Source organism: uncultured Polaribacter sp. (genome assembly GCF_947495205.1).
Lineage (GTDB): Bacteria > Bacteroidota > Bacteroidia > Flavobacteriales > Flavobacteriaceae > Polaribacter.
Genome location: NZ_CANLXV010000004.1, coordinates 73,009 through 90,132, shown reverse-complemented (window position 1 = coordinate 90,132; position 17,124 = coordinate 73,009). Strand labels below are relative to the sequence as shown.

16 protein-coding genes are annotated in these 17,124 nt (G+C 28.2%); 4 read left to right on the top strand and 12 right to left on the bottom strand.

Annotated features, from left to right (window positions below; genetic code table 11):
* The first annotated feature begins 38 nt into the window (after window positions 1-38).
* Complete coding sequence (locus Q0762_RS04995; RefSeq protein ID WP_298764343.1) at window positions 39-1,418, top strand: exopolysaccharide biosynthesis polyprenyl glycosylphosphotransferase; 1,380 nt, start codon at window positions 39-41, stop codon at window positions 1,416-1,418.
* On the opposite strand, the gene Q0762_RS04990 is transcribed toward Q0762_RS04995, so the two are convergent.
* From Q0762_RS04990 to Q0762_RS04980, 3 genes are all read right to left on the bottom strand, one after another.
* Entirely contained in the window at window positions 1,398-2,570 is a 1,173-nt protein-coding gene (locus Q0762_RS04990; RefSeq protein WP_298764342.1) for a DUF4105 domain-containing protein, read from the bottom strand. The two genes, Q0762_RS04995 and Q0762_RS04990, sit on opposite strands and share 21 nt — an antisense overlap.
* 6 nt (window positions 2,571-2,576) lie before the next feature.
* On the bottom strand, window positions 2,577-3,647 hold the full coding sequence (locus Q0762_RS04985; protein WP_298764340.1) for a PorV/PorQ family protein: 1,071 nt from the start codon (window positions 3,645-3,647) through the stop codon (window positions 2,577-2,579).
* A gap of 81 nt (window positions 3,648-3,728) precedes the next feature.
* On the bottom strand, window positions 3,729-4,703 hold the full coding sequence (locus Q0762_RS04980; protein ID WP_298764338.1) for an alpha/beta fold hydrolase: 975 nt from the start codon (window positions 4,701-4,703) through the stop codon (window positions 3,729-3,731).
* A gap of 99 nt (window positions 4,704-4,802) precedes the next feature.
* Here Q0762_RS04980 and Q0762_RS04975 point away from each other — a divergent pair, with 99 nt between their 5' ends.
* A complete protein-coding gene (locus tag Q0762_RS04975; protein WP_298764336.1) occupies window positions 4,803-5,552 on the top strand; it encodes a CDP-alcohol phosphatidyltransferase family protein in 750 nt (249 codons plus the stop codon).
* Between the two features lie 33 nt (window positions 5,553-5,585).
* On the opposite strand, the gene lptB is transcribed toward Q0762_RS04975, so the two are convergent.
* From lptB to Q0762_RS04955, 4 genes are all read right to left on the bottom strand, one after another.
* Window positions 5,586-6,323, bottom strand: a complete 738-nt coding sequence (gene lptB, locus Q0762_RS04970; protein ID WP_298764334.1) for an LPS export ABC transporter ATP-binding protein — start codon at window positions 6,321-6,323, stop codon at window positions 5,586-5,588.
* Window positions 6,324-6,449: 126 nt separating this feature from the next.
* On the bottom strand, window positions 6,450-6,800 hold the full coding sequence (locus Q0762_RS04965) for a carboxymuconolactone decarboxylase family protein (protein ID WP_298764332.1): 351 nt from the start codon (window positions 6,798-6,800) through the stop codon (window positions 6,450-6,452).
* The gene (gene tatC, locus Q0762_RS04960; RefSeq protein ID WP_298764329.1) at window positions 6,775-7,605 is read right to left on the bottom strand and encodes a twin-arginine translocase subunit TatC; all 831 of its coding nucleotides are present in this window, start codon (window positions 7,603-7,605) and stop codon (window positions 6,775-6,777) included. Before tatC ends, Q0762_RS04965 begins: the two co-directional genes overlap by 26 nt.
* Entirely contained in the window at window positions 7,605-8,573 is a 969-nt protein-coding gene (locus Q0762_RS04955) for a KpsF/GutQ family sugar-phosphate isomerase (RefSeq protein WP_298764326.1), read from the bottom strand. Before Q0762_RS04955 ends, tatC begins: the two co-directional genes overlap by 1 nt.
* Window positions 8,574-8,711: 138 nt before the next feature.
* Here Q0762_RS04955 and Q0762_RS04950 point away from each other — a divergent pair, with 138 nt between their 5' ends.
* Window positions 8,712-10,895 (top strand): ATP-dependent DNA helicase RecQ, encoded by a 2,184-nt coding sequence (locus Q0762_RS04950; protein WP_298764323.1) that lies wholly within the window; start codon window positions 8,712-8,714, stop codon window positions 10,893-10,895.
* Here Q0762_RS04950 and Q0762_RS04945 read toward each other — a convergent pair.
* The 5 genes from Q0762_RS04945 to Q0762_RS04925 all read right to left on the bottom strand — a co-directional run bounded on the left by Q0762_RS04945 (window position 10,892) and on the right by Q0762_RS04925 (window position 15,424).
* Window positions 10,892-11,533 (bottom strand): response regulator transcription factor, encoded by a 642-nt coding sequence (locus Q0762_RS04945; protein ID WP_298764320.1) that lies wholly within the window; start codon window positions 11,531-11,533, stop codon window positions 10,892-10,894. The genes Q0762_RS04950 and Q0762_RS04945 overlap by 4 nt on opposite strands.
* Before the next feature lie 59 nt (window positions 11,534-11,592).
* Window positions 11,593-13,296 carry an ATP-binding protein gene (locus tag Q0762_RS04940; RefSeq protein ID WP_298764317.1) on the bottom strand — a complete coding sequence of 568 codons (1,704 nt, stop codon included), beginning with the start codon at window positions 13,294-13,296 and terminating at the stop codon, window positions 11,593-11,595.
* 10 nt (window positions 13,297-13,306) lie between these two features.
* Window positions 13,307-13,915 (bottom strand): hypothetical protein, encoded by a 609-nt coding sequence (locus tag Q0762_RS04935; RefSeq protein WP_298764315.1) that lies wholly within the window; start codon window positions 13,913-13,915, stop codon window positions 13,307-13,309.
* Between the two features lie 105 nt (window positions 13,916-14,020).
* Window positions 14,021-14,698, bottom strand: coding sequence for a ZIP family metal transporter (locus Q0762_RS04930; RefSeq protein WP_298764312.1), 678 nt, complete (start codon window positions 14,696-14,698; stop codon window positions 14,021-14,023).
* A complete protein-coding gene (locus tag Q0762_RS04925; RefSeq protein ID WP_298764309.1) occupies window positions 14,699-15,424 on the bottom strand; it encodes a class I SAM-dependent methyltransferase in 726 nt (241 codons plus the stop codon).
* A 313-nt stretch (window positions 15,425-15,737) separates the two neighbouring features.
* On the opposite strand from Q0762_RS04925, the gene Q0762_RS04920 reads away from it, so the two are divergent.
* Window positions 15,738-16,913, top strand: a complete 1,176-nt coding sequence (locus Q0762_RS04920) for a class I SAM-dependent RNA methyltransferase (protein ID WP_298764305.1) — start codon at window positions 15,738-15,740, stop codon at window positions 16,911-16,913.
* Window positions 16,914-17,124 lie beyond the last annotated feature (211 nt).

Below are 17,124 nucleotides of genomic sequence, written 5' to 3'. Positions count from 1 at the left end.
TAAATCTCTAGATACCAAACAAACTTATTATTCATTAGATGCCTCAAAAAAACTACTTTAACCTTTCTGAGAGAAAAATATTTTTAAAAATTATAGATTTATTTTTTTTAATTTCAGGTCTTTATGCGTCTTTTTTGTTTTTTGAATTTAACTATTTTAATTTTAATAGTAGTGCCATTTTAGGTTGGGTTTTCCTGTTATTTGCTTACTTTTTACTTTTTGGAGAAATTTTTCAACTCTTTAATTTAAATATTTCTAACAATAGATATCTGGTTGTTAGAAGTGCAGTAGTAACCACGTTTGCTACTGTAATATTTTATATTTTTACGCCTTATATTTCTCCAGAATTACCTACCAATCGTTTACAAATTATTTACTTTTTCCTAGCCATAACAATACCTGTTATAATTTGGCGATTCTTATACATATCTTTTATTTTTTCTCCAAAATACTTTAAAACCATCATTTTTGTAGGTAAAAAAGAGCGTATAGAAAATATGGTAAGACATGTGTATCATGACAATTTCCATAATTTAATTGCTTATTTTTCTAATGAAGAAATAGAAGGTGTAGAAGGGTATAAAAATATAGCAACTGCTAATATCATAGACGCTTTAGGGGGTTTGCCCGTAAACGAATTAATTATTGCTAGAGAAGGTTTAGATAACAAATATGTAGATAAACTAAACAAAGAATTAATTTTATTGTTTAAAAAAGGAATAAACATTGTTGGTTTGTCTAGTTTTTATGAAGAAGTTACGGCTAGAGTGCCAAAAGATTATTTAGACACTAATTTTTACGAATATTTAAATTTCAGTAAAAATAATACCAATAGATTTTATTTGTTTGGTTTACGTTTTGTAGACATTTTAGTGTCTATTATAGGTATTCTTGTTTTTTTATTAATTGCTCCGCTTTTAATTATAGGAAATTTAGTGGGTAATAGAGGTTCCTTATTTTATACGCAAATTAGAGTTGGTCAAAATGGCAACCATTTTAAAATATTTAAATTGCGTTCTATGGTAAAAAATGCCGAAAAAAATGGAGCAGTTTGGGCACAAAAAAATGATAGTAGAATTACAGCTTTTGGCAAGTTTTTAAGAAATACGCGTTTAGATGAAGTGCCACAGTTTTTAAACATTTTAAAAGGTGATATGAGTATTATTGGCCCAAGACCAGAAAGACCAGAATTTGTAAAAGATTTGGAAGAGAAAATCCCTTTTTACGCTATTAGACATGTGGTTAGACCAGGTTTAACAGGTTGGGCACAAGTAAATTATCCTTATGCAAATACTATAGAGGAGCAAGAAACAAAACTTAGGTACGATTTGTATTATATCAAAGAAAGAAATACCTTTTTAGATTTTAAAATCTTAATTAAAACCATATCTACAGTTTTATTTTACAGAGGTCAGTAGATGTTTCGTTAAATATACGTATCTAATTAAGAGTAAAATCAATACAGGAATTAGCGTAATTGGGAATATTTGCACTCCAAAAATCCAAAGTACTAGTGTTGCAAAAAGTAGTACAATAAGCAATTGAATATATTTAGAAACCCATTGTTTAGCATTGGATTTTAATACTATAAAAGCCACATAAATATTAGGTACAAATGCCCAAAGGATATTAAAATTATTTGGTGCTGTTTTGTGTGATGAAAAAAGCCATAAATACAGTAAAATAAGTCCAATAAAACCAGTAATAAAAAAGAGTGTGAAATCTAAAATTTTTGTTCGGTTTTTGGTTTTCATATTTTGAATTGTAATACCAATTACAAGGAGCAATAAGATGGTAAAAATTACAATAGGACTAAATAAAGAAAACGGTGCTTTTTTTTCTTCAAAATTAAGTAAGATATCTTCTCTTAAAATTATTTTTTTGGAATCTTTATTTGCATTTTTAAACAGTAGATATACATAATCAGGAAGATACATATAATCCGTTTGTGGTCTTTTTGTATCTAAAATTGTACCAGCAATTAGGTTTATTCCAAAATTACCCCAAGAGTTCCAATTCAATTCTTTATTCATTAAAGATCGTAAAGATTGGTTTTTTGGTATTTTAGGAGTGTTATAAGTTATCGCATTTTTAAAAACAAGCGAGCTAATATCTCTTAATTTGGTAGCACAATTGTTAAAAAAAGGGTCATACAAATAGGTAGCGTTTTCTTTTAGAGCATTGTTTTCTAAATAATTAAAAAAATCTTGTTTTTCGAATTGGTTTAAGTTTAAAACTTGTTGTTTTACCCAACGTTTGTCCTTTTTGTAACTATTTAAAAAGTATTTAAAATTATATTTCGCCAGTAAATAATACATTTTGCCTTGTGCAAAATTGGTGTAAAAATTAGGTGCATTAAAATCGAAAATACCGTAATTGTAAATAAAGTCTAAATTTAAAACAGGGTCTTTAACGCGTATTGCAGCATGACCAAACTTTTCATACAACTCCTCTCCAGGTCCTGCAATTACAAAAGAAATTTCTGAATACTCAGATAGGTTTATTTGTGCATTACTGTTGTGAAATCCTAAAAAGCTAAAAAGAAATAGTGTTATGTATTTTTTGAACATAAAAAATTATAATCTAAAAAAAGTATAATCAAAAGTAATTGAAAAAATATTAGAAAATAAGGCATTACCCACACTACCAATATTGCTTAAAGCGTAATCTATTTTTATTCCTTTATAATTAAAACCTACTCCAAAATTAGGTTGTAAAGAGAGCGCTCTAGAATCATCAAATTGGGTAATGTATTGCATATTACCAACGCCAGCTCTTAAATAAACAATACGATCATAATCTAATTGAAAGCCAATTGCAGGATCTATACTTGCAAACTCAGAGGCAAAAATATCGTTTGTTTTTGCAAAACGTACATTTAAATCTATTTCTGTTTGTAAATTCATAAATCTGCCAATTCTAAACGCTCTAGCAACGCCCATTTGTAGCTTGGGTTTTGTGAGTTCTGTAGTTTCAGGCAATTCTTGGTTTTGTTCAGGAATAGCATCTCTAATGGTATTAAATTCAGTTTCATCTATAGACCAAGTATTAAATGTAGTGGTAATATCTCTAATCATAAGACCAAACATCCAATTATTTCTTTCAAATTGTAAACCAAGGTCAAAACCAAAACCCCAAGAAGCAGCAAAATCACCAATAGTTCTGCGTATTATTTTTGCATTAACACCAAGTTTTAAATCTTTAAAAATTAGGTTTCTTGCATAAGCAAAATTAAAAGCATAATCTGCGGCAGAAAAAAGGCTAATTCTATTAAAATCTATATTTCCATCAGCATCAATTAATGCAGTGGTGTTTAAAATATCATCTACACCAAAACGAATTATAGAAATACCTAAAGCACTTTGTTTGTCTATTGGCATTGCAAAAGCAGCATGATTGTAGTTTGCGATTCCTGCAAAATAAGAGGCATGCATTAAAGAGCCTTGGTAATCTTCTATTCCTACCAAACCTGCTGGATTCCAGTAAACTGCATTTACATCATTAGTTGTGGCAACTACAGCTTTACTCATTCCTAAAGCAGCAGCATCTACACCAATATTTAAAAATTCGTTAGAATAATTTCTAAAGGCTTGTGCTTGCAATACGAAAGTTGCAAAGAGAAAAAGAACAGATAATTTAAATTTCAAATTTCAATTTTATTTAATGTAACAAATATCTGAAATACTATTAAAATAACAGGAGTTTTAGAAAGTTATTGTTTTAAAAAGTTAAATTCTTATTTTATTTTCAATAAATTTTAATATTCTGTTTTCTAACCATTGGTTTTCTTTTGGTTTAAATGAAGAAATAAACCCACAATGGCCACCATAATTAGGCATTTCTAAATAAAAATGATTTGATTGTAAAGCTTCTTTTCTAGGAAAACACGCCGGAGACAAAAAACTATCGTCTTTTGCATTAATTAATAAGGTTGGTCTATCTATTTTAGGAATATAAGGTTTTGCACTTGCTTTTTGCCAATAATCTTCTGGACTTTTAAAACCAAAAACAGGTATTGTATATAATTCTTCCAAATGTTTAAATTTGGTAGCTTTAAATAACTTTTCCTTATTTAAATTAAATGCAGGAAACTTATAAGCTTTTTCTAAAATTTTGTTTTTCATGGTTTTAAAAAATAATTCAACATAGATTTTATTTTTTAATTTGTCCATTTCTAATTCTGCAGTACCCATATCAATAGGCACAGAAACTGCAATACCACCTTTTATTTTTGATGATAATTTTTCTTGATATTCCCCTAAATACTTCAATGTTAAATTACCACCCAAACTAAAACCAACAATAATTAAGTTTTCGTGATTGTAGTTTTTTAAAAGATGCTTTACTACAAAATCTACATCTTCTGTTTTGCCACTATGGTAAGTTTCTAAACGCAGATTGTCTTCGCCACTGCAACTTCTTAAATTAAAGCAAACGGTGTCTATTTGGTTTGCATTTAATAAATTAACGGTAGCCACCATATAATTAGAAGCTGCACTGCCTTCTAAACCATGAATTAGTAAAACTAAGGTTTTTGAACCTACAAAAGAGCAATCTAAATCTATAAAATCATTATCCCAAGTAGTTATTCGTTTTCTATGATATGCACAAGTGTTTTTCATGAATAAAGGACGATACATGGTATTGAAATGTCCATTTTTAAAAGGCAAAGTAGCTGTAAAGTCTGATTTTAAAATAGGCATTGCTTGTAATTTTATTTTAGATTGAAAATTACGTAAAAAAAAAGAAATTTTTAAAACTTCAAAACAGGATTGCTTACTTTAGCTTTTTTTAAAATAATTATGAAAAAACATATTCCTAATTTAATTACACTTGGCAATCTTTTTTGTGGAACAATTGCTACTATTTTTGCAGTTCATGGTGCTTTTGGACTTGCTGCTTTTTTTGTTGTCTTGGGTATTTTCTTAGATTTTTTTGATGGTTTTGCAGCACGTTTATTAAATGTTTCTGGAGAATTAGGCAAACAGTTAGATTCTTTGGCAGATATGGTAACTAGTGGTGTTGTTCCTGGAATTGTTATGATGAACCTGTTAACTGATAAAAATGGTTTGAATTATTTTGGAGAAGAAACTACAGCAACTTATTTTAAAGATTTAGATATAGAATTATTTCCTTTTTTTGGTTTGTTACTAACTTTAGGTGCTTGTTACAGACTGGCAAAATTCAACATAGATACAAGACAAACCGATTCTTTTATAGGGTTGCCAACGCCTGCAATGAGTTTGTTTGTAATTGCTTTGCCATTAATAAAAATGAATACAGAAATTGAGTTGGTTTATACCGTTTTAAACAATCGTTATTTTTTAATTGCAATTACATTGTTGCTAACTTTTTTAATGAATGCAGAATTGCCTTTGTTTTCTTTAAAATTTAAGGAGTATTCCATAAAAAATAATCTAATAAAGTATTTGTTTTTAGTGGTTTCTTTAGCAATGATAATATTTTTACAATATCTATCAATTCCTTTAATAGTAACACTTTATATCGTTTTATCGGTAATTTCTAATTTTAATAAAAAAAAGGTTGTTTAATTAAGCTTTACTAAGTATTCAGCAGTGATTTTACTAAAATAATTTTCTTTTTTTCAATTCAAAATCTTTACCCAAATATACTTTACGCACCATTTCATCTGCTGCTAAGTCTTCTGGTGTGCCACTTTTTAAAATACTACCTTGGTACATTAAATACGTTTTGTCTGTAATTGCCAAAGTTGCCTGTACATCATGATCAGTAATTAAAATACCAATATTTTTGTTTTTAAGCTGTGCAACAATACTTTGTATATCTTCTACAGCAATTGGGTCTACACCAGCAAAGGGTTCATCTAATAAAATAAAATTGGGGTCAGAGGCTAAACAACGGGCAATTTCTGTTCTACGTCTTTCTCCACCAGACAATAAATCTCCTCTATTTTTACGCACATGACCAATATTAAATTCTTCTATTAAAGATTCTAATTTAATTTTTTGCTCTTTTTTAGACCTTCCTGTAAATTGTAACACAGACATAATGTTATCTTCTACAGATAATTTTCTAAAAACAGATGCTTCTTGGGCTAAATAACCAATTCCTTTTTGGGCACGTTTGTACATGGCATCTTGCGTAATTTCTTCATCATTCAAATAAATTTTACCAAAATTAGGTTTAACCATACCAACAATCATGTAGAAAGATGTAGTTTTACCAGCTCCATTTGGACCTAAAAGTCCAATAATTTCGCCTTGTTTTACTTCTAGCGAAATGCCTTGTACCACTTTTCTGCTGCCATAAATTTTTTGAATATTTTCTGCCTTTAAAATCATATTTTAAATACGTGTAATGGTTTAATTGAGGAAAATTTTAATTGTTGTTTTTGTAAAAGTAATAAAGAATACTTAGTGAGCATCTTAAAGCATTCACAAACATTTACAGGGTTAAATCAATAACAATTATGCTTCATTATCTTCTAGAAATTCCCAATATTCTAAGGCTCTTCTTAAATGAGGTATTACAATTGTACCTCCAACAAGATTGGCTATAGACATGGTTTCCATCATTTCTTCTGTAGTAACTCCATTTTTTTTTGCAGCTTCTAGGTGATATTGGATACAATCATCACATCTTAAAACGGCAGAAGCAACCAAACCTAATAATTCCTTTGTTTTTACAGGTAAATGGCCGGCTGCAAAAGTGTTGGTATCTAGGTTAAATATTCTTTTGATAACTTTATTATCAGTGGCTAGTATTTTTTCGTTCATTTTAGAACGATAGTCATTAAATTCTTGGACTTTTTTGTGCATTTTTTTGTTGTTTTTTAATTACCATTCTAGAAACTTTTATACTAATTTCATATAAGATTAAAATAGGTATGGCTACAATTACTTGACTAGCAATATCTGGAGGCGTAATTATGGCAGCTACTATTAATACTACCACAAGTGCGTGTTTTCTGTATTTTTTTAGAAATTCTGGTGTTATTAAACCTGCCTTTGTTAAGAAGTATACTAAAACAGGTAATTCAAAAAGAATAGAAACACCTAATAACATATTTGTAATTAAGCCAATATGAGATCTTAGTTTAAAACTATTTACAATTTCATCTGTTATTTGATAATTGTAAAGAAAATGTACTGAAATTGGTGCAATAACATAAAAACTAAAGGCAACTCCTATAAAAAATAATAAGGAAGCAATAAAAATAAATCCTCTTGAGCTTTTAATTTCTTTTGAAGTTAAACCTGGTGAAATAAAGCGCCAAATTTCCCAAAGAATGTAAGGAAAAGCCAAAATTACACCTAAAATAAAAGCGGTCCAAATGGCACTCATTAATTGAGAGGTTACTTCTATACTTTGCAGTTTGGTTTCTGAAAAAGAAACTTCACAAAAAGCACTATCGATATTAAATAATTGAAAAAAATCGCAAAAATAACGGTAAGTAACAAACTCTGAATTTAAATGCGCCAGTAAAAAGTGTTCATACACTTCTTTTTGAAAACTAAAAATAAGAATGGCTATTATTAGAATAGCTGCTGCACTTCTTACCAAATGCCATCTTAATTCTTCTAAATGTCCTAAAAAAGACATTTCTTTTTGTGTTTCTGCCATTAGAAAATCCCTTCTTTAATTAAATCGTGTAAATGTACTACTCCTTTATAATTATTTTGGTTATCAACCACTAAAATTTGTGTAATATTATTTTGCTCTAAAAGTTCTAATGCCTCAATAGCCATAGCGTCTATAGCAATTGTTTTAGGGTTTTTACCCATAATATCTTTTGCTACAAAATTATTAATATCTGTAGATTTTGCCAACATTCTTCTAATATCACCATCTGTTATAATACCAATTAATTTTTGATTTTCTAAAACGGCAGTAACGCCTAATCTTTTTTCAGAAATTTCTATAATTACTTTGGCTATAGTATCTGTACTATTAACTTGTGGAATTGCATTGTTTGTGATAAGATCTGCAACCCTTAAATATAAACGTTTTCCTAAAGCACCTCCTGGATGGTATTTCGCAAAATCTTTACTAGAAAAACCTCTTAACTCTTGCAAACAAATGGCTAAAGCATCTCCCATAACCAATTGTGCAGTTGTACTAGTTGTTGGTGCTAAATTATTGCGACAAGCTTCTTTTTCTACAAAAGTATTTAATTTATAATCTGCATTTTTACCTAGAAAAGAAGCTATATTTCCAGTAATTGCAATTATTTTATTGCCGTAATTTTTTATTAAAGGCACTAGTACTTTAATTTCTGGTGTATTGCCACTTTTAGATAAGCAAATTACGACATCGTTTTTTTGAACATTTCCTAAATCTCCATGGATAGCATCTGCAGCATGCATAAAAATAGCAGGTGTACCTGTAGAATTTAAAGTTGCTACAATCTTTGTTGCAATGTTTGCACTTTTACCAATACCTGTTACAATTACTCTTCCATTTGTGTTTAAAATGAAGTTTACAGCGTTTTCAAAATTATGATCTAAAAGATTTGCCATATTTTTTATGGCCTTACTCTCTGTTAAAATAGCATCTTTAGCGGTTTGTAAAATAGTATTTGAATTTTTCAAGCGTTTAGTATTTTATCAGAATAAAAAAAAGTTATACCTTTAGATTAAGAAATAGGCAAATTTACTATAAAAATTAGTTTCATCAAACATTAATATAGTTCGTAATTTGTTTTTAATTATTAAAATAATATTCTATAAATGGATTTACATAGTCCTCTTAAAAAGTTTTTTGGATTTAATAAATTTAAAGGCTTACAAGAACAGGTCGTAAAAAGTATCGTAGATGGTAATAATACTTTTGTAATTATGCCAACAGGTGGTGGTAAATCACTCTGTTATCAACTTCCAGCATTAATGCAAGAAGGTACTGCAATTGTAGTATCGCCATTAATTGCATTAATGAAAAATCAAGTAGATGCTATTCGTGGTATTTCAGAAAATAATGGTGTGGCACATGTATTAAATTCGTCTTTAAATAAAACGGAAATAACACAGGTAAAACATGATATTTCTACAGGAATCACAAAGCTTTTATATGTAGCCCCAGAATCTTTGGTAAAAGAAGAATATGTTGCTTTCTTAAAAACTCAAAAAATTTCTTTTGTAGCTATTGATGAAGCCCATTGTATTTCTGAATGGGGCCATGATTTTAGGCCAGAATATAGAAATTTAAAACATATTATAAAGGCTATAGATGATGTACCTGTAATTTGTTTAACAGCAACGGCTACTGAAAAAGTACAAGAAGATATTTTAAAAACTTTAGGTATAACAGATGCAAACCGTTTTAAAGCTTCTTTTAATAGAGCAAATCTGTTTTATGAAGTTAGGCCAAAAACCAAAGATGTAGAAAAAGACATTATTCGTTTTGTAAAACAAAGGGTAGGTAAATCTGGTATTATTTATTGTTTAAGCAGAAAAAAAGTAGAAGAAATTTCACAAGTATTACAAGTAAATGGTTTAAATGCAGTGCCATACCATGCTGGTTTAGACGCTAAAACAAGAGTAAAACATCAAGATATGTTTTTAATGGAAAACTGCGATATTGTGGTAGCAACCATTGCTTTTGGTATGGGAATAGATAAACCAGATGTTCGTTTTGTAATTCACCATGATATTCCTAAAAGTTTAGAAAGTTATTACCAAGAAACAGGTAGAGCAGGTAGAGATGATGGAGAAGGTTATTGTTTGGCATTTTATGCATACAAAGATATTGAAAAGTTAGAGAAATTTATGGCAAGTAAGCCCGTTGCAGAGCAAGAAATTGGGCATGCTTTATTACAAGAAGTTGTTGGTTATGCAGAAACTTCTATGAATAGACGTAAATATTTGTTACATTATTTTGGTGAAGATTTTGATGAAATAAATGGAGATGGTGCAGATATGGATGACAATTCTAGAAATCCGAAGAAAAAGCACGAAGCAAAAGAAGATGTTGTAAAATTACTTACTACGATTAAAGCAACATTACAAAAATACAAATCTAAAGAGGTGGTAAATACCATTGTAGGTAAAGAAAATGCATTATTAACCTCTCATAAAACCCATTTACAACCCTTTTTTGGTGCTGGAAAAGAAAAATCTGCCGGTTATTGGATGGCATTAATACGCCAAGTATTGGTTGTAAATTATATTAAAAAAGAAATTGAACAATATGGCGTTATAAAATTAACAAAAAAAGGAGCAGCCTATATGGAAAATCCTACTTCTTTTTTAATGACAGAAGACCATGTTTATTCAGAAGAAAATGATAATACAATTATTACAAATGCTAAATCTGCTGGAGGTGCCACAGATGAAAATTTGGTAAAACTTTTAAAAGATTTAAGAAAAAAGGTAGCTACAAAACAAGGAGTACCACCTTTTGCCGTTTTTCAAGATCCTTCTTTAGATGACATGGCATTAAAATATCCCATAAGTTTAGAAGAATTGGCTACTGTGCATGGAGTAGGTGAGGGTAAGGCTAAAAAATTTGGTAAAGATTTTGTAAAATTAATTACGGGTTATGTGAACGAGAATGATGTTTTAAGACCAGATGATTTAATTGTAAAAAGTACGGGTACAAATTCTGGTTTAAAATTATTTGTTATACAAAATACAGATAAAAAACTACCACTAGAAGACATTGCAAAATCTAAAGGTTTAGAGTTGCAAGAGCTAATTAAAGAAATGGAAGCTATTATTTTTTCTGGGACTAAATTAGATATTAATTATGCCTTAGATGATTTTTTAGATGAAGACCAGCAAGAAGAAATACATGAGTATTTTATGGAAGCTGAAACAGATAGTATACAAGAGGCTTTAGATGAGTTTGATGGCGATTATGATGAAGAAGAATTGCGTTTAATGCGAATTAAATTTATAAATGAAGTGGCAAATTAAAAAAGATATTTTTGATCTATAGCATACTTAACCAATTCATTACCAGAAGATAAATTTAATTTTCGAATCATATTTTTTCTATGCGTATCTATTGTTGTTTTGGCTAAAAATAGATTTTCTGCAATTTCTTTTGAGGTTTTGCCATTGGCTATAAGATTTAGAATTTCTTTTTCTCTGTTAGATAAGATAATCTTATCTGATTTGCCAACAGTTACATTTTTATCAATATAACTATTCATAAAATTAAAGGCAACATTAGGATCAAAAAACGTTTTTCCTTGTGCAACAGTTTCTATAGCCTCATGTAACATTTTTATACCAGAATTTTTTAATAGATAACCAGTTGCACCTGCATCTAACATTTGTTTTATGGCGTCTGGTTGATCAAACATAGTCATTGCTAAAACGTTAATATGCGGAAAATTCTTCTTAATTTTTTTGGTGGCCTCTATGCCATCCATTAGTGGCATTCTTATATCTGTAATTACAAGTTTTGGTTGTTTTAATGCAACAAGTTTAACCAATTCTTCACCATTATTTACAGATCCAATGATGGTAATAGCATCATCAAATTCAAAAAAAGATTTTACGCCATCAATTAACATTTGATGATCTTCTGCCATTACAACTGTTATCATAGTTTTTGTTATAAATTTAATATTTTATTTGCTTTTAAAAAATACCTATGATTAGGTAATTATGCAATGGGAATATCTATAATAAATGAACTTCCTTTACCTAAAGTTGTATCAATAACAAAGTTTCCTTTTAAATGATTTACTCTAGTTTCTATAGAGTTGATTCCTATACCATCTTTTAAATTTACTTTTTTAAGATCAAAGCCATCGCCATCATCTTCAACAATTAAATTAAATACATTATCATAAATAGCAATATTTATGGTTGCATTTTTTGCATTTGCATGTTTTAAAATATTCGTAATAAGTTCTTGTATAATTCTAAAAATGGTAATTTCTAAGGCGTTATTAAAACGTTGGTGTAAGCCAAAATCTATCACGTCAATTTTAATTTTATCTGCAGAAGATATTTTTTCTGCCATCATTTGTACGGCAGGTAAAAGACCTTGATTTGCTATAACACCAGCATTTTTGGCATGTGCAATTCTTCTTACTTTTAAATACGCTTCATCAATTAAATTTTCTGTTTTATTAAATAATTCTTCTTGATTTATCTTTTTTGATGCACTATTAATTTTTAAATTATCAAAATGTAATTTTAAAGTGGCTAATACAGAACCTAAATTGTCGTGTAAATCTTCGGCAACTCTTTTTCTTTCTTTTTCTTGCCCTTCTACCATGGCATTTATGGTATTAATTTCTTGTTCTTTTAAAAGGGTAAGGTTTTTTTGACTTTCTAATTTTTTTTCTTGTTCAGCCAGTTTTCTTTTTCTTTTAGAGTTTTTAAGAGACAAAGTTGCTATTGTTCCTCCAAAAATTATGAATAGGATGGAACCAATAATAAGATTTTTTTGTTGTTTGTTTTTTGCTTCTGTTTCTAAATTCTCTTTTTCTAAAGATAAAATATGTTTTTCTTTTTTTTCTGTTTGGTATTTTTTATCTAAATCTGATATGGCAATATTTTGTGCCGTATTGTTTAAACTATCTCTGGCAGTATTATATTTTTTTAAGTATTCAAATGCTTTTTTGTAGTTTAAATTTGATTTATAAGCGTTTGAAAAATTTTCATAAATTATTTTTTTATATTTTAATTGATATGTTTCAATTTTAACGGAATCAGCTTTTTTTAAATATTTTAAAGCATCATTATATTTTTGTTGATTTTGAAAAAAAAGCGCATAATTTATATAGGTTCCAATTAATTGGTTGTTGCTCATTAATTCTTTTAAATCTAATGTTTTTTTAAAATAATAAGCAGCTGAATCTGGGTATTTTTTAGTGTGTAAAAAAGCTAAATTAGAATAAATACTAATGCTATATTTTGATAGTTTTTTATTTTTTGTAAGCTGTAATGACTTTAAATAATATTTTTTTGGTAATTCTATGGAATCTGTGTTCCAGTAATATTCTGCGTATCTATTTAAAGATTTTAAAAGCAGAAAAGAATCATTTTTTTTTAAGGTATACTGATAATAATCATCTAAATAGGGTTTAGAGCTCTTTTCTAAATTGCTTTGAGAAATTATTAACTCAAACAACTCTAAGTTACATTTAGCAACACTATCTTCTAAATTTATTTTTTTATAAAGATTTAGTGATTTAATGTAGTTTTTATAAGCTTTAAAATGCTTATTTTCAAAATCAAACTGTTTAGCTTTTTTATAATAATAGTATGCTGAATCTTTTTTCGATTCTTGAGCATATGAAAAACTACAAATCATAAGTAAGATGATTTGTAGTTCTAAATATTTTAGATGTTTCAAAAAATACACTTTAAGGTCCTTCTACAATTACTCCACCACCAATTTCTCTAGGTTTAAAATAATCAATTTTTATTTTGTTATTTTCTTTTTGAATATGAAAATCTTGTAGTATTGTTTTTATTTCATCTTTATTTTTAGAAGCAAATGAATCATCATTTATTACTATAACCTCTAAAGAATCGCTTTTAGTTAAATTTAAAGATGCTCCAATAAAAGATGAAAAAGAAATTTTTTCTTCTAATAAAAAATCACCTAGAGAACCACTAATAGAAACAGGTTTACTGTCTGTTATTGTTAAAATAATCGTTTTTTTACCATTTAAAACTAAACTAAGAGTATGGTAGATTTTAAAATCAGTATTTGTAACAGGTATTCTTAATTGAAGATGTTCTTCTTTAAGATTAAAGTAGCTTTCACCCTTTAAAACATCTAAATTATTTTTTTTGGCTTTAATATATTTTTCTTTCTCCTTAGTTTTAAATTTTCTGGGAACTTTCTTTTTTTTGACTGTAACTTTAGATTTTAATTCGTTGGTAGTTTCGTTCGATTTTTTTTTACATGAAAATATAAAAATCATTAATAATAATGACAATAAAAATAATTTTTCTTTTTTTTTCATAATTTAAGTTTTAGTTAATTTTATCTTATTCAAATATCAACAATATTCAAAACAAAAACATCCCTACAAGTAGGTATATTTTATTCACTAAAAATAAGTAAAAAATTATAAAGTAAATATGGTTAATAAAATCCCTAAAAGAATTGCCGTAAATTTTTGCAAATTAAATTTATGATTTTCAGAACTTTCAAAAAGAATAATGGTAGAAATATGTAAGAAAACACCAATAATTAAAGCCGTAATTTCTGTAGCGTAAGTGCTAAAAAAGGTAATTTTGTCTCCTAACAAAACACCTAAAGGACTCATAATTGCAAATAAAAATAAAAAGGTAAAAATAGTTTTTTTAGAATATTTTGTATGTATTAAAAAAGTAGTTAACACAATAGCAATCGGTATTTTATGTACCAAAATTGCCCAAAGTAAATTATCATCAGAATTATGAATTGGTAAACCTTCAGAAAAAGCATGCAAAGACAAACTAAAAAATAAAAGTGAAGGAAACGTTTTACTATCTGAGTGCAAATGAATATGCCCATGTTCTGCACCTTTAGAAAAAGATTCTAAAACAGATTGAAATATAATACCAATTAATATAAAAATACCTACTTTTTTGTAATCTGTAGTTTCTGTATACACTTCTGGTAATAAATGTAAAATAGTTACAGACAATAGGTAAGCGCCACTAAAAGCTAGTAATAAGCGAACAATTTTAGTAGTTGGTTTTATTACAAAAACCAATAAAGAACCTAATAATACAGCTGTAATTAATAAAAGATACGTCATTTATTTTGCAACTATTATAAGGCGTTTAGATGTTTGCTCGTTAAAACTATCTAATGTATAATTTCCAAAGATGTTATCAATTGTAAAACCCACTGTTTCTAGGTAAGATTTCATTTTTTCTAAATCTATATATTTTACACGCTCTGTGTACGTATGCTGTTTATCATCAGCAAAAAAAGAAATATGTTTTTTAATAAAACCATTTTCAATTTCTCTTTGTATGTTAAAGGTAATGCCGTCTACAATTTTAGTTTCATGAGCTACCAAATTTTCTTTTACAAAAGATGCATTTAAAAAATCGAATACAAAAACACCGTTTTTAGTTAAACCGTTTTTAATGTTTTGTAAAATTAAAAGATCCTCTTTATCATCTTCAAAATAACCAAAGCTCGTAAACAAATTAAAAACAGCGTTGTAACTGTTTTTAAAAGGCTTACGCATATCGTGTACGTTAAAATTTAAACGATCGTTTTCAAATTTTTTGGCAGCAATTATACTGTTTTCAGACAAATCTAAACCGGTAACTTTATAACCTAAAGAATTTAAATACACAGCATGTCTTCCTTTACCACATGGTAAATCTAAAATAGTACTCGTTTTAGGAAGTTCTAAAAAAGTAGTTATATTTTTCATAAACAACTGCGCCTCAGTATCATTTCTATCTTTATATAAAGTATGATAATAAGCCGTGTTAAACCAATCTGTAAACCAATCTTTCTGTTTCATAAGTTTAAAAAAAGATTTTTTTTAGAAAAAAAACCGTTAAAATAAAATTCCTGTAAAAACAGAAATCTAAAAAGAATTTCTTTAAAATTTTTCTAAAGATGCGCTTTTAAAGTCTGTAAAAGTAGTTAAATCTTACTTCTTGTAAAATACATTTTTAAAAATAAGACAAAACAGCATTTAAAAATCTTTTGTAAAATTGCTTTATCTTATTGTATTTGTTGGTTTTAATGGTTATTTGTTTGCATTTAAATAGAAAATAGTTTACCAGTTTTCAACTTCATTCTTTCAACATATAATAGTAACTTTGCAAAATATGGATAGAGATTTTAAAATGACGGCAACCACACTTTTTGGTTTAGAAAGTGTTTTGGCAGACGAACTTAAAAAATTAGGCGCACAAGATGTTAAAGAAGGCATTAGAAGTGTTTCTTTTAGAGGCGATAAAGGTTTTATGTACAAAGCCAATATTGCATTGAGAACTGCAGTTAGAATTTTAAAACCCATAAAAGTTTGTAAAATTTACGACGAAGAAGATTTATACGAAGCCATTCAGAAAATAAAATGGGAAAATTATTTAGAGGCAGATGGTACTTTTGCCATTGGTGCTGTTGTAAATTCTAAGAATTTTACCTCAAATTCGCATTATATTTCTTTAAAATCTAAAGATGCCATTGCAGATTATTTTCGTCATAAATACCATAAAAGACCCAATGTAGATTTAAAATATCCAGACGTAAAAATTCATGTACATATTCATAAAGAATGGTTAACCGTTTCTTTAGATTCTTCTGGAGATTCTTTGCACAAACGTGGTTACAGAACAGCCACAAATATTGCGCCAATTAACGAAGTTTTGGCGGCTGGTATGGTTTTATTGTCTGGTTACACTGGCGATGAAAATTTTATGGATCCAATGTGTGGTTCTGGAACTATTTTAATAGAAGCTGCAATGATTGCCAATAATATTCCAGCAAACATCAACAGAAAACTCTTTGCTTTTGAGCATTGGAAAGATTATGACGAAGATTTGTATTTTACCATTCAAGACGCACTTTTAAAGAAAATTAGAAGCTCTCATTTTAAAATTATGGGGTTTGATAAAGCACCTTCTGCAGTACAAAAAGCACAAGCCAATATAGAAAATGCTAATTTAGACGAATTTATTGGCGTGCATCACGTTAATTTTTTCAACTCTAAAAAAGAAGTTTTTGGCAACACAACCATTTTGTTTAATCCACCTTATGGCGAACGTTTAAATATAGACACACACGAGTTTTACAAGAAAATTGGCGATACTTTAAAACACAATTATCCAGGTTCTACAGCTTGGTTAATTACTTCAGATACAGACGCTTTAAAATCTGTAGGTTTAAGAACTTCTAAAAGAATTGCACTTAAAAACGGAGATTTAAACTGTAAATTTGTAAAGTACGAGTTGTACGAAGGCACCAGAAAAATTAAAGAACCAAAAAACGATACAGAAGAATAAGATTAGATTTTTGTACTTACAAAACAGCAAGTCATTGCGAGGTACGAAGCAATCTGTAAAATTAAATTCCGATTTTTTTTTAGAAGCCATTTCGCGCTTTCACTACTCGCTTTTTTTCTGAAAAAGAAAAAAGAGCTCAAACAAACCGTTTAATCCCGGCTACACTTGTTTGGAAGTTTTTTGAGAGTTTGAAGTGGTTTTTGTTTTTGCT